This is a genomic window from Vibrio sp. 10N.261.52.C2, assembly GCF_041471425.1.
GTDB classification, from domain to species: domain Bacteria; phylum Pseudomonadota; class Gammaproteobacteria; order Enterobacterales; family Vibrionaceae; genus Vibrio; species Vibrio crassostreae_C.
This window is the reverse complement of record NZ_JBFROH010000019.1, coordinates 130,258-143,430: the sequence shown is the minus strand read 5'-3', so window position 1 is coordinate 143,430 and position 13,173 is coordinate 130,258. Positions and strand designations below refer to the sequence as shown.

The 13,173-nt window shown below is 44.7% G+C and carries 10 protein-coding genes; 5 read left to right on the top strand and 5 right to left on the bottom strand.

Features of this window, described 5'->3' with window-relative positions; translation table 11 throughout:
* Positions 1-66 precede the first annotated feature (66 nt).
* Both AB4307_RS08540 and norR read right to left on the bottom strand, forming a co-directional pair.
* Entirely contained in the window at positions 67-426 is a 360-nt protein-coding gene (locus AB4307_RS08540) for a glutaredoxin family protein (protein ID WP_017062638.1), read from the bottom strand.
* 89 nt (positions 427-515) lie between these two features.
* On the bottom strand, positions 516-2,108 hold the full coding sequence (gene norR, locus AB4307_RS08535) for a nitric oxide reductase transcriptional regulator NorR (protein ID WP_372131614.1): 1,593 nt from the start codon (positions 2,106-2,108) through the stop codon (positions 516-518).
* Positions 2,109-2,476: 368 nt separating this feature from the next.
* Between norR and hmpA the strand changes: the two genes are divergently transcribed.
* Positions 2,477-3,673 carry an NO-inducible flavohemoprotein gene (gene hmpA / locus AB4307_RS08530; protein ID WP_017062636.1) on the top strand — a complete coding sequence of 399 codons (1,197 nt, stop codon included), beginning with the start codon at positions 2,477-2,479 and terminating at the stop codon, positions 3,671-3,673.
* Between the two features lie 158 nt (positions 3,674-3,831).
* On the opposite strand, the gene AB4307_RS08525 is transcribed toward hmpA, so the two are convergent.
* Positions 3,832-4,812: a TDT family transporter gene (locus AB4307_RS08525; RefSeq protein WP_104216296.1), complete on the bottom strand. Its 981-nt coding sequence runs from the start codon at positions 4,810-4,812 to the stop codon at positions 3,832-3,834.
* Positions 4,813-5,018: 206 nt separating this feature from the next.
* Positions 5,019-6,425, bottom strand: coding sequence for a H(+)/Cl(-) exchange transporter ClcA (gene clcA / locus AB4307_RS08520; protein ID WP_372131612.1), 1,407 nt, complete (start codon positions 6,423-6,425; stop codon positions 5,019-5,021).
* 552 nt (positions 6,426-6,977) lie between these two features.
* On the opposite strand from clcA, the gene AB4307_RS08515 reads away from it, so the two are divergent.
* The 3 genes from AB4307_RS08515 to AB4307_RS08505 all read left to right on the top strand — a co-directional run bounded on the left by AB4307_RS08515 (position 6,978) and on the right by AB4307_RS08505 (position 10,215).
* The gene (locus AB4307_RS08515; protein ID WP_017069160.1) at positions 6,978-7,961 is read left to right on the top strand and encodes a CobW family GTP-binding protein; all 984 of its coding nucleotides are present in this window, start codon (positions 6,978-6,980) and stop codon (positions 7,959-7,961) included.
* Between the two features lie 182 nt (positions 7,962-8,143).
* A complete protein-coding gene (locus AB4307_RS08510) occupies positions 8,144-9,430 on the top strand; it encodes a DEAD/DEAH box helicase (protein ID WP_017062632.1) in 1,287 nt (428 codons plus the stop codon).
* A 164-nt stretch (positions 9,431-9,594) separates the two neighbouring features.
* The gene (locus tag AB4307_RS08505; protein WP_017064486.1) at positions 9,595-10,215 is read left to right on the top strand and encodes a LysE family translocator; all 621 of its coding nucleotides are present in this window, start codon (positions 9,595-9,597) and stop codon (positions 10,213-10,215) included.
* A gap of 256 nt (positions 10,216-10,471) precedes the next feature.
* On the opposite strand, the gene AB4307_RS08500 is transcribed toward AB4307_RS08505, so the two are convergent.
* Positions 10,472-12,499, bottom strand: a complete 2,028-nt coding sequence (locus AB4307_RS08500; RefSeq protein WP_372131610.1) for a PhoX family protein — start codon at positions 12,497-12,499, stop codon at positions 10,472-10,474.
* Between the two features lie 254 nt (positions 12,500-12,753).
* Between AB4307_RS08500 and AB4307_RS08495 the strand changes: the two genes are divergently transcribed.
* Positions 12,754-13,095, top strand: a complete 342-nt coding sequence (locus AB4307_RS08495; RefSeq protein WP_017062629.1) for a YggL 50S ribosome-binding family protein — start codon at positions 12,754-12,756, stop codon at positions 13,093-13,095.
* Positions 13,096-13,173: the final 78 nt, after the last annotated feature.

Below are 13,173 nucleotides of genomic sequence, written 5' to 3'. Positions count from 1 at the left end.
TCTTAAGTGAACGGCATTACTCACATTCGAGGGATTTTTTGTATCTGACTTTTGTTGCTTTATTGCTTATGCAAACTGCTTTTCTAAGTAAGTCACGATATCTGAAGATTCGTACATCCACTCAGTTTTACCGTCTTTTTCGATACGTAGACAAGGCACTTTCACACGACCGCCGCCAGCTTCAAGCTCAGCACGGTGTTGCTCGTTGTTTTTTGCATCACGAAGTTCAAATTGAACCGACTGACGTTTCATCGCGCGGCGCACCTTCACACAAAATGGGCACGCTTCGAATTGGTATAACGTGTGCGTTTTTGCTTGCTCATTTACTTTGCTTTGTTCTTCTTGAGAACGCTTCACACCACGTGGGCTGAAAACAAAATTCAATAACAAGATGACACGACCTAAGAACCAACGGATAAACTTCATAACTCTCTCTACATATTTAAAATTAGCGTTACAATTTGCAGCATTATATACACAAGTTTTGTCAGATGCTCGCAACAAACCGCAAATATCTATTTTGTCCGTTCGATCGTATGAGACTTAGCCACATTTAGCCCTAAACGCTTAGACAGTCGAGTCAGATTTGCTCGGTCTGTTTTCAGAACTCGCCCTGCTTGTGCCCAGTTAAAGTTGGCATCTTCCAACACCTCAGTAATGATACTGCGTTGAAAATCGTCCGTTGCACCACGTAGCCCTGCAGAAAGGTCGATCGTTGGTGTCGATAATGGTGTGTTTTTCACCTGAGTCGTCGCAATTGGCTGATCTTGGTCTAGAGGACCACAATCTTCCTTGGTGATTGTCACCAGGTTTTTATTGGTGCTGCGCGCTAACGCTTTCAATGCGGAACGACTGATCACATGCTCAAGTTCACGCACGTTACCCGGCCAACCATAACGGTTTAGGAAAGAAAGAACGTCGGAGCGGAACTTAACTTGGTTGATACCAAGCTTACGGCGCGCTTGTTCTAGGAAGAAACCCGCTAATAGGCTGATGTCGTCACCACGCTCTTTCAATGCAGGTACCGCGATAGGGTACACACTAAGTCGGTGATACAAGTCGGCTCTGAATCGTCCGTCTTCAACTTCTTGTTTTAGATCTCGGTTTGTCGCTGCCAATACTCGCACATCAATGGTTTGAATGTTGTCTTGGCCAACCGGTTGGATTTCGTTGTTTTGCAGCGCACGTAGGAGCTTACTTTGAGCGGCCAAAGGCAATTCACCAATCTCATCAAGGAACAGTGTGCCACCATCGGCTAAAGCAAATTTACCTAAGCGGTTTTTGTCTGCGCCAGTGAACGCGCCACGAACGTGACCAAACAGTTCACTCTCTACTAAGTTTTCAGAAATTGCAGCACAGTTTACGTAGACGAGTGGGTTACGTTTACGTTGAGATTGGTGGTGCAGGGTGCGAGCCACAAGCTCTTTACCAACCCCGGTGTCACCATGAATCAAGATATTAAACTCAGATGGAGCTACAACAGCGATGTCGTTCTTAAGCGCGACCATGGTGTCACTGTTACCAATCAACTCACCGCCGTCACGTTCCCACGCTTCTACGTTCAATTCTTCGAGTAATTGCTTTGACTGTTTTGCTTGATGCTCAAGTTGCGAGAAGGTCAGTGCCATCTGCATGGTTGAGGCTGCAATAGCTGCCAGTACTTCAAGGTTACGCGCCGGAATATTCGCGAAGACATCAGGTTTCAAGCTGTCTAGAGTCAGAATACCTAAGAGCTTATCGCCAAATAGCAAAGGCAAGCCCATACAAGCATGCATTGGTAAATCGCCATCATGGTCAATAAGCAAACCATCGAAAGGATCGGGTAAGGAGCTGTCAGCATCGAAACGAACAGGAGAGCGAGACGCGCAGATCTCTTCAAACCGTGGGTGTTCTGAAATGATAAAGCGACGACCGAACGTATCTCGGCTGAGCCCTTGCATTGCGATAGGTACTAGCGTGTCGCCTTGAAGGCTTAAAAGCGCGACACAATCACACGTTATGGTTTTGCGAATGGCATCGATCAGGCGATTGAAACGATCTTGATCGTTGACACCACTTGCGAGGCCAATGGTCATTTCCATGAGGGTAGATGCGGAGATATCTTGCATAAAAAACTCTAACTGTGTGTGTTTATCTACATAATAGAGTCTTATTGACTTAAAAAAAAGGTCTTTTTGACATTTTTATAAGATGAGTTTTGAGAAGAAAACCAGTAATGACGGGGATTGATAAAGTTGGCACTGATTGTGCAGAAGATACAGAGAAGCCCAATTATAGCGCTGATTAAACAGACTATTCTTGATCTCAATCAATCAGGTTGCATTAATCAGGTTTCGCGATTTTTTGAAATGAAAACGAGTCAAAATAACTCAGTTTCTAAAAATAACTAAGGTTTCAGAAAATCGATAAGTCATTCTTAATTTTTAGTAGTCAAAATGACATATAGGTCATAAGGCTCAGTGTTCGGAGTAAATTCATGCTTAACAATGCACATATCGAAATCATCAAATCTACTATTCCTCTACTTGAGAGCGCAGGCCCAGCTTTAACTCAGCATTTTTATCAACGTATGTTCACGCATAACCCTGAGTTGAAAGATATCTTCAATATGACTCACCAAAGAACAGGTCGCCAAGGCGTAGCACTGTTTGAAGCTATCGCGGCATATGCAAAGAACATTGAAAATCTAGCAGCGTTAACAACTGCCGTTGAACGTATTGCTCAGAAACACACAAGCTTTAACATTCAACCAGAGCACTACCAAATTGTTGGTTTGCACCTGATTGAGACATTACGTGAACTAGCTGCTGACGCCTTTACTCCAGAAGTGGAAGAAGCATGGACAGCCGCTTACCTATTCTTGGCGCAAGTATTCATCGATCGTGAAGCTGAACTTTACCTACAGCGTAAGCAAGCTGTTGGTGGTTGGGAAGCAGCGCGTGCGTTTGTGATTGCAGACAAAATCGAAGAGTCAGCGCTAGTAACAAGCTTTATCCTTCAGCCAAAAGACGGCGGTGAAGTTCTGGATTACACACCAGGTCAATACATCGGTATCGAAGTGAAACCAGAAGGCTCTCAATACAGCGAGATTCGTCAATACTCACTGTCTGATAAGCCAAACGGCAAGCAATACCGTATTTCTGTTAAACGTGAAGGACAAGGCCAAGAGACACAAGGCGTTGTATCTAACCACCTACACGATACGGTTGCTGTTGGTGATGAGGTTAGCCTATACGCACCAGCGGGTGACTTCATGTATCAAGAGCGCAGCAAGCCAGTAACACTTATCTCTGCAGGTGTTGGTGTAACGCCAATGCAGTCTATGCTTGAGTTCCTAAACACGGAAGATAAAAACGAGCCAGTACTTTACCTTCACGCTTGTGAGAACGTAGGCCAACACTCTTTCACGACTCGTGTTAAAGACATTGTTGCCGACAAAGGTTGGGAAGCGAAAACGTGGTACATGAACAAAGATGAATCTGCATGTGAAAACACGCATCAAGGTCAAATGGATCTAGCGTCTATCTCTGATACTAAAGGCTTTGAAGAGAGCGATTTCTACATCTGTGGTCCTGTTGGTTTCATGAAGAACATCGTAGAGCAGCTAGATGCAATGAAAGTTGACCGTTCACGCGTTCACTACGAAGTATTCGGCCCTCACGCTAACTTCTAATAGGTCTCGGCATTTCTAGTAACACTCGCCTGAACTATTAATACCTTGCCTATTCAAAGGCCTCACAGTGTGAGGCCTTATTGGGTTTGGTTGGTTTTGTCTGACATCATCGACTACTGCAGAACACGATGGTTCAGCTAAGATCTTTTCGCTTCTATCTAAGAACGTTTCATCTTCTTGGACATGTAGTCGGAATCGAAAAACTCAGGCCAGTACATTTTTACGTAACCACCGGCAACCCAAATCACTAGAATGGTGGCGATGGTTAGCTCAAAGAAACCAAACTTGTGTAGCCAATACCATTGTGGGTATTCCGCGCCGAAAAATGTGGTTAGACGATGCATGGCAATAGCGCTGATCACAGATGGGAAGGTGACGGCAGCAATCGAAGGTTGGAACTTCAAACGCATTAGGCGGATGTAACACAAGTAAATCAACAAAGTCATGGTGATGGCAATGCCCGCCAATGCACCTGTTAGAATCGGGTCTGGGTTGTCGAAGTTAACCAAGTAAGCGGCTAAAGACAAGTTAACCGGAGCTGCCATGATAGCGAGTGTTGGTCTTGCTCGGCGAGGAAGATTGCCTTCGAACACCAAGCGGTATAACACCACTGGCAACATAAGGAAATAGATACCAATACAAGTGACCGCAAGTGTTTCTGAAAATACGGTGTGCCCGAACTGTGTGCCAGCTAAGGAACTGCTGATCAAACCGACCGGATACAGAAACCAACTCGGTACAATGTTCGACATTTTGAAGTTGATGATCTGAAAACTAAAGAACAACACCATCATGGTAAAGTGCAGCAATAGCGCGCAGAACCAAACTGGGTAGGCGATAGCTGGCGATATCTCGGCTAAATAGTCGCACAGAATCAGTAAAGCCATGCTCATTGGTGCCATCAAGCTTCCACTTAACGGGTGGCGAATGTCATTAAGGAAGGTATTAAAGCTCGTTAAATAGCGCAGTAAAACAGGCAGCAATAATAGCGCGCCGAATGCAGCGAGGTAGGGACGAATTATCTCACCAATGCCCGGGATATATAACGCCCAAGCTTGTCCTAACCCAATAACGCCAAGTGCTAAAGACGCCTGAGATGGCGGCACATTTTTTACTTGGGTTAATCTTCTCCAGTTCAACGACTTACTCCGACTTAGTTAATTAAAGACTTTTAGAATATTTGCTTTAGTTAGAGTGTGTAGGCCTTTCATCAATAGATTTTGAGGGCACTCAACTAATTTTGAGTGGATGATACCAAGTTTAACGTTTGCTTTTTTGATTTTGATACGGAATCGGGAGATTAAGCACGTTGAATGTGTGCTTTTGTTTCATGAGTCATTTGTAATTAACATACTTTCTCTTGTTGAGGGAGATCTTGTTGTCTTAGTTTTTCGTTTTTCAGCGTACGATTAAGCAGTTGACTGTAAATTGGCTGCCCACCCAACATTTGAGCAATGATTACCGCACCTAAGCAGGTGATGATCAACGGCAGGATCAGGTAGTAGTTATTGGTCATTTCAATAACCAACAGTATGCCAGTGATAGGCGCTCGAACAGTGGCAGCAAATAAGGCTCCCATGCCAGCAATGGCAAACATACCCGGTTCAATATTCAGTTCAGGGAAGAATGCCGCTGCGATAAGCCCGAACGCATAACCAAAGAGTGTTCCTAGCGCAAGCATTGGTGCAAAGATACCGCCTGGCGCACCAGAGCCGAAACAAAGCAGGGTTGTGAGGACTCGGCCTAAGAAAATCAGCAACAACACATTGGCGCTGTAGCTGCCATTCGTGATGTTCGGGATGATACCAATACCACCACCAGTTAATTCAGGTATATAGAGCAGCAACAAGCCAAAGCAACCACCAAGTAGGGTACCTGTCATCAAGTAGCGTTTACGGTCATTCTTGTGTATCGCCACAAACAGGTCTTGGGAAAGCGTGATCAGCTTATTGAAAATTACACCGAACAGACCGAACAACACACCTAACAGCAAGAACAACCAAAGTGCGTCGAGTTCAGGTGGCTGGTACTGAGGTATTGTAATAACGGCTGATTGACCATTGATATAGCGAAATACAATGTTGGCCGAAACTGCTGAGATGATGACGGCTTTGATTGATATGAGTGAGTAGCGAAACTGTGGTCTCATCTCCTCAACCACAAACATGATGCCAGCTAGCGGTGCATTGAATGCGGCGGCTAAGCCACCAGCGGCACCTGAAGCCAACAGTGAATGGCGAGTGTCATCATCTTTGACTCGAAAGATATCTGTGACCATACGACCGATACTGCCGCCCATTTGAACGGTTGGCCCTTCGCGGCCTAAAACCATACCAGAGCCTAACGCGCCCATGCCGCCAAAGAATTTTACGGGTAATACTCTCCACCATCGAACAGGGCGCATGCCGTCCATTGCCCCTTCGATTTCAGGGATACCTGAACCGGCAGCTTCTGGAGCAAAACGGTGAACGAGAAAATAGCCAATAAAGGCGAATGCAGCACTAATAAGGAAAGCGGCAAGCCACAGTGGTAGATGGCTACCGATTTCATCTTTTAGCCAATCGGTACGGGTTTCTGTGATGAAATGAACCGCAACTTCGAAATAGGTACCCACTACACCTGCAAGTACACCCACAATACAAGAAAGGAAGAGAACTGAAGCTGGGGTCTTATCTCTTGAGAGAAATTGATTAATAGCATCCCTTGGCATTTTTGCTAATAAGGACTGCTTAATTTTCTCTCTTGTGGTCATAGAAATAAGTTTCCTGAATGAGTTAAGGCGGGGTTGCATTAAATTATACGCTTCCTCCGCATATCCTATAGCAACAAAGATGAAAAGTTGAATTTCATTTATGGAATGTACGTGTTACATAAATGGAATCTATGGTCAATAGTGGAATCACCGTCACAATTTTGATCGATTCTCTGGCGGCGGCTTGAATATCCCCAAAAATGAACCATAGTTAAATCGTAAAGCAACATAACGAACCGCAAGGAGAAGTGAGGTTTTACACACAATTTGGATGGATTCAGAAACAAAGTTTTAGTTCCTCGTTAAATGTTCAGGTCGATATTTAAGGCTTCCTGATTCGCGAACTCACGATTGAGTAACGAGGGTGAGGCGTACTGAGTAAGTACGCCTTTAGTTCGTCTGGAGCATCCCATTTCCTCATTCCGCTTCTACTGCTTTATCTCTTCTGATTATTTTCGCGCCAACCTCTATTAACGAATCTCAGTGTAAACAATCGATTGGGGTCAACTTTTTGGTGATTGAGTATATACTCCCTTAAAAAGGAGAACTGATATGACTAAAAAAGTTCCTACAAACATCATTACGGGTTTCTTGGGTGTTGGTAAAACGACAGCCATCTTGAACCTGCTAAAAAATAAACCTGAGAATGAAAACTGGGCTGTTCTGGTTAATGAATTCGGGGAAATCGGCATTGACGGTGCATTGATGACAGATCAAGGCGCTTTGATTAAAGAAGTGCCGGGTGGATGCATGTGCTGTACTGCGGGCGTGCCTATGTCAGTGGGTATTAATGCCTTACTTCGCCAAAAGCCAGACCGTTTATTGATTGAGCCGACAGGGCTTGGTCACCCTAAACAGGTTATAGCGACACTGACTTCCGATCAGTACACACCATATGTCGATTTAAAAGCGACGCTTGGTTTGGTTGACCCACGAAATCTGTCTAATGAAAAGTACACCTCGAATCAGAATTTTAATGATCAACTAAATAGTGCAGATGTGATTCTTGGTACTAAGGTTGACCTTGTTCATTCTGAAGACATCGATGTGTTCAATGATTGGGTGACGGATCAAACGCCAGCAAAAGTCTTCCATAAGCTAATTCACGATGGTGAAGTGCCATTGGAAGTGTTAGACATTGAAAGAGTATACGGCAGTGCTTCATCTCATATTGAAGCGCATCATCACGATCACGCTGAACAAGAGCCTCAATTCCAACTTCCTCCTGGTGAAGCTTTCATCCGTAAAGAGAATAAAGGACAGGGCTATTTCAGTTGTGGTTGGTTGTTTGGCGCAGAGCATAAGTTCGACTTCGATGCGCTATTCTCTATGTTGTCAGATCTAACGGCCGAGCGTGTAAAAGCTGTCGTGAACACCGACCAAGGTTGCTACGCATTCAATGTGGCGAATCAAGTCGTGTCTGTGAACGAAATTACGCTTGATGGCTTTGAATCTCGACTGGAAGTGATCGACTCGCAGCTCATGCCATGGGGCGATCTCGAGCAGATTCTACTCAAGCTGTGTGGCATCAAATAGCCCTGTTTTTGCTGTTTGAACCAAGGATCTTGGTGTTTACCTCGTTGAAGGCGGGGTAAACACCAGATTAAATGAGAAAGTTTGCGTTATATCACGATAAATGTGAGATAAATCACTCTAATTACTTTATAGTGCTCGGCTGAAATAAGAATGTAGGCTGTCTGCTTAAGGAACCCGTAACAATGTCATTTTCCTCTCAAGGTTTTGCTCCTGAATTAGTCAAAGCGTTGACTGAGTGTGGTTATGAAAAACTCACTCCAATTCAACAAAAAGCGATTCCAATGGCTCGTAAAGGCCATGATATTTTTGCTACTGCTCAAACCGGTACGGGTAAAACAGCGGCATTTTCATTGCCTGTTATCCAACACCTTTTGAACAGCGGTAAAAAGGCGTCTAGAGGAACGGCTCGCGGCCTTATTCTTGCTCCAACTCGAGAGCTTGCTGCGCAGATCGCTCAAAACATTAAAGACTACGTTAAATACACGGATCTAAGTGTTTCTGCGGTTTACGGTGGTAACAAGATGTCTTCACAAGTTCGTCAACTAGAACTGGGTGTGGATATTTTGGTTGCAACACCTGGCCGTTTAGAAGAGCACTTAGAAGCGGGTAACGTGTCTATTGCTAACCTAGAATTTCTAGTATTTGATGAAGCTGACCGTATCCTTGATATGGGCTTTATCAATGCCGTTCGTAAGATCATGTTGGATGTAGAAACATCACCGCAAATCATGATGTTCTCTGCAACGACTTCTACTCAGTTAAACCAACTGTCTGTTGATATTCTGCGTAAACCAAAACGTATTAGTGTTGAGCGCGAAAACTCAACGGCTGCTACTGTCGGCCACGTGGTTTACCCAGTGGATCAAGAGCGTAAAACAGAACTGCTTTCTGAGCTGATTGGTCGTAAAAACTGGCGCCAAGTGCTTGTTTTTGTTAACTACAAAGAAACAGCGAACGATGTAGTTAAAGAGCTCAAGCTAGACGGCATTAAAGCAGTATTGTGTCACGGTGATAAAGCGCAAAGTGCTCGTCGTCGTGCTCTAGACGATTTTAAAGAAGGTAAAGCGCGTGTAATGGTAGCAACCGACGTTGCGGCTCGTGGTCTTGATATCGAAGACTTACCACACGTAATTAACTACGACATGCCTTTCCTAGCGGAAGACTATGTTCACCGTATTGGCCGTACAGGTCGTGCAGGTAAGCAAGGTCACGCTGTCTCTTTCGTTAACCGCGAAGAAGAGCTGACTGTCGTTCAAGTTGAAAAACTGATTCAACAGCGCATTCGTCGTGTTGAACAACCGGGTTATGAACCGAAGAAACGTGATGCTTACATCGAGAAGCTGAACACTAAATCGGCTTACAAAAACCGTCAGGGTCGTAAGAACAACGCGAACGAAGAGCCACAAGATCAAGCAAGCGCTGAACGTCGTTTGACTATGATGAAGCGAATTAAAAACCGTCGTAAGTAATTACGGTTGGTGATTGAAAAGAGCCACTGTTATGTGGCTCTTTTTGTTTGTATTGATCGCAATATTGTTTATTGTCATTACTGCTTCGTTTCAACCTCGCTTCATTTCAAGCCCGATCAAGAGACAAGAACTAATAAATAAAAACAAGTCGATAAGGTAATAATATGGATAGCGCACTACTTTGGGCTTTTATTCCCACGTTTTTCTTCGTGTCAATCACGCCCGGTATGTGTATGACTTTGGCGTTGACACTTGGAATGAGTGTTGGATACAAGCGTACATTATGGATGATGATCGGTGAACTGGCTGGTGTCGCTGTGGTTTCTATTGCCGCGGTATTGGGTATCGCTTCGATCATGTTGAATTACCCATGGCTATTTACGGGCTTTAAATTTGTTGGTGCGGGTTACCTGTTTTATTTAGGCGTTCAGATGTGGCGTTCGAGAGGCAAACTGGCGATCAGTACTGACAACCAAACAACAAAAGTCAGCAATGATTGGGACTTGGTGGTTCAAGGTTTTGTCACTGCAATTGCGAACCCAAAAGGCTGGGCGTTTATGATTTCTTTGCTGCCTCCTTTTATTAACAGCAATAAAGACTTAGCACCGCAGTTGTTCATTCTCGTGTCAATCATTCTGGTTTCTGAGTTTGTTTGCATGACCTTATACGCGACAGGCGGAAAGAGCTTAAAGCATATGCTGGGCAAAGCCGACAATGTTAAGTTGATGAACCGCATTGCAGGTACGTTGATGATGGGCGTTGGTGTTTGGTTGTTCGTGAGCTAATTCTGGTTAGCCTACAACGAGCAGAGATCCCCGACTCAGTCGTTCCTCCTTCTCGAGGGTGACGCGTACGTGGGATGATGACGACTTAGGATTACGGTGAGTTTTGAAAATTCGGATTCTTACTTAAACCGAAGAATGCATAGAATATAAAAAGAGCGATAGGGCATTTGGCCTTATCGCTCTTTTTGATTTTACTTAGCTAGCGAACAGAGACTAGATAACAGAAATGTTTCTGATCTTAGCCTGCGTTGTATATTTAAACCGCGATTTCACCGCCGTCTTCTCGACGAATCACAACCGTAGATGCTCTTGGGCGGACTTTGCCTTGAGTTTGTGCGGTTGCATCTTCAGACGATGGCCAGTTTGCCGGGTGTTGAATGTTCACAAACAGTGACTTGAAATCTGGGCTGATGGTAAAGCCTGTTACTTCACATCCGTTTGGTCCCACAAAGAAACGCTTTAGCTGCGCTTGATTGTTTGCATCAATTACCGCGCTGTTGCCTTGGTCATCCGTTAATTGAGATGGAACCACTGCCAGCATTTGGTCATTGGTGTAGCCAGTGACTTCGTCTGCGCCATTATCTGTCTGAATCCATAAAATACCACGAGCATCAAACGCTAAGCCGTCAGGACTCGCGAACTGGTTCATGTCTGTTAGACCAGAGCGGTTAATAGACTTGTCTTCCACTGCTGGTGAACCAAATACGAAGATATCCCAATCGAACTCGCCTGCCGTTTTGCCTTCATCCCAACGGATAACATGACCGAACTTGTTGTCTACGCGAGGGTTTGCAGAGTTCGCTTCTTTACGCTTGTTGTTATTAGTCAGCGTTAGGTAAGCCGTACCCGTCATTGGGTCAACAGAGCACCATTCAGGGCGATCCATTGGCGTTGCACCAACAAGGTCGGCAGCGCCTGCTGTATTGATGATAAGCGCTGCTTGAGAGTCAAATGAATCACCTAGCTTACCGCCGTTTGTAGTCTTGCTGCCCAACGTTAGTGGTAGCCAAGTACCTGAACCATCATCGTTGAACTTAGCCACATACAGTGTGCCTTTATCCATGTACTTATCACCTGCACTTAGGCGATTGCTAGGCTCTGCGTCACGCGGGTCCCATTTCTCTTCAGAAACGAATTTGTATAGGTATTCAAAACGAGAATCGTGACCAGAGTAGAATACGATCGGCTCGTCTTCGGTCAACTTACCAAACGTACAGCCTTCGTGACGGAAACAACCCAGTGCAGAACGTTTCTTAGCGCGAGAGTTTGCTGTGTATGGGTCGATTTCAACAATGTAGCCGTGACCGTGTGCTTCGTTACGGTAATCGTCCATTGCTGACTCACCTGTTGGTGTTACGTCAAAGCGAGCAAATTCGTCTAGGCGTTCTTGTTTGTCACCAGAAAGCGTGTCCCAACCGTAACGTGTTTTGTCGGTAGCGATACCAATACGTTCTTGCGCTGGTGTTGTCTCGCCTTTGTTAACGAAATAACCCGGCCAGTTTTCTTCACACGTTAGGTAAGTGCCCCATGGTGTGTAGCCATTACCACAGTTGTTCAACGTGCCACGAGCTTGGCTGCCGTCTTGTGAGAACTTGGTTTTGGTAAATTCACTGTGTGCAACAGGACCAGACAGATCCATTACGGTCGCGCCTGTGTAGCGGCGGTTCAGAGGATCGTTATCGACCATCACCCATTGGTTGCCTTCAAGTTTTACACGAACCACACTCACGCCGTGTGCGTTGATCTCTTTACGTACTTCATCAAGGCTAGGGCGGTTGCCTTCATCGTATGTAGGACCATTAGCGTGCAGTGCTTTTTGGTCGATGTATTCGTGATTAATCACCAACAAACCGTCGTTGCTGTTGCCATTAAGCGGGAAGAAGTGCATGCCGTCGTGGTGCATGCCCAGTGAGTTTGCTTGATCTTGTGCGTTGTTGGTTCCATCTTTTAACCAAGCATTGCCTTGCTTGTTAAGTGGAGTACCCCAAGGAACCAATACTTGTGCTGTATAGCCTTTTGGCACAACGACACTGTCTGTCAGTGAGCCTTTAACCGATTCGAATGCAAGTGTAGCAGTGCTTTTTTGCGGTGCGCTAGATGATGCTGTCGCCGCGTGCGCTGTGCTGTGGCCTGCTAAACCAAAAGCACCAAACGCCGTCATTGCACTGATGCCTAAACCGCCTTTGAGAACATTTCTTCTTGAAAGGTTCGCATCTAAAACTTCTTCGAAGGGTTTGTTTTTGCTCTTATTAAAACGAGTGCTATCAAATGTTTCCTTGCTCATCTTTACTGCTTCCTATTGGCTGATTTTATTATTCGTTATTCATGACTTACCCACCTACTAACTAATTGGTTAATAAGTTGGGTCAATGTGTGACTAATCGTGAAGCAGTTAAGTGACAGATTTTTATAGATTTGATTAAGGTTTTGTTTCTGTAGCACGATTTTTGCCATTAACACCCTTGTGTAATACAAAACTCTTGGGGATTGATGTGGAACTGTGTATAAATGCTTTATCAAACGAAAAGAGAGGCAGTTATGAAATTAGATAAAATCGAAAACAAAAATCGTCGCCTACGCAAAAAGCTATACCTAGGTGAATTCGCGATTCTGGGTTTTGAAGTAAGCTGCAAGACATCGATTACTGATTTTGATCAATACGATGTGTTCATTGATGAGTTCATTGATTTCATCGACAGCATCGGTCTGTGCTTTGGTGGCGGCGGCCTTGAGCTGTTTGAAGGTTTCTTATGCTCAATTGAGCGCTACCGTTCAGTAACAGAAGCAGAACAACTGCAAGTTGCTCAATGGCTTGAAGCTCGTGCTGAAGTAAGCAAAGTGGAAGTTAGCGAACTGATTGACGCAAACTACGCGTTCTAATTTGATGTTGTGTTGTTAGCTCGATTGAAAGGCCAAATACGGCTTAGGAAAGAGTAACAACAGTACGCTAGAATAAAG

Bases quoted from the DNA above. Each gene is read 5' to 3' on its own strand.
- AB4307_RS08540 (WP_017062638.1), bottom strand. From the start codon at position 426: ATGAAGTTTATCCGTTGGTTCTTAGGTCGTGTCATCTTGTTATTGAAT.
- norR (WP_372131614.1), bottom strand. From the start codon at position 2,108: ATGCAAGATATCTCCGCATCTACCCTCATGGAAATGACCATTGGCCTC.
- hmpA (WP_017062636.1), top strand. From the start codon at position 2,477: ATGCTTAACAATGCACATATCGAAATCATCAAATCTACTATTCCTCTA.
- clcA (WP_372131612.1), bottom strand. From the start codon at position 6,425: ATGACCACAAGAGAGAAAATTAAGCAGTCCTTATTAGCAAAAATGCCA.
- AB4307_RS08515 (WP_017069160.1), top strand. From the start codon at position 6,978: ATGACTAAAAAAGTTCCTACAAACATCATTACGGGTTTCTTGGGTGTT.
- AB4307_RS08510 (WP_017062632.1), top strand. From the start codon at position 8,144: ATGTCATTTTCCTCTCAAGGTTTTGCTCCTGAATTAGTCAAAGCGTTG.
- AB4307_RS08505 (WP_017064486.1), top strand. From the start codon at position 9,595: ATGGATAGCGCACTACTTTGGGCTTTTATTCCCACGTTTTTCTTCGTG.
- AB4307_RS08500 (WP_372131610.1), bottom strand. From the start codon at position 12,499: ATGAGCAAGGAAACATTTGATAGCACTCGTTTTAATAAGAGCAAAAAC.
- AB4307_RS08495 (WP_017062629.1), top strand. From the start codon at position 12,754: ATGAAATTAGATAAAATCGAAAACAAAAATCGTCGCCTACGCAAAAAG.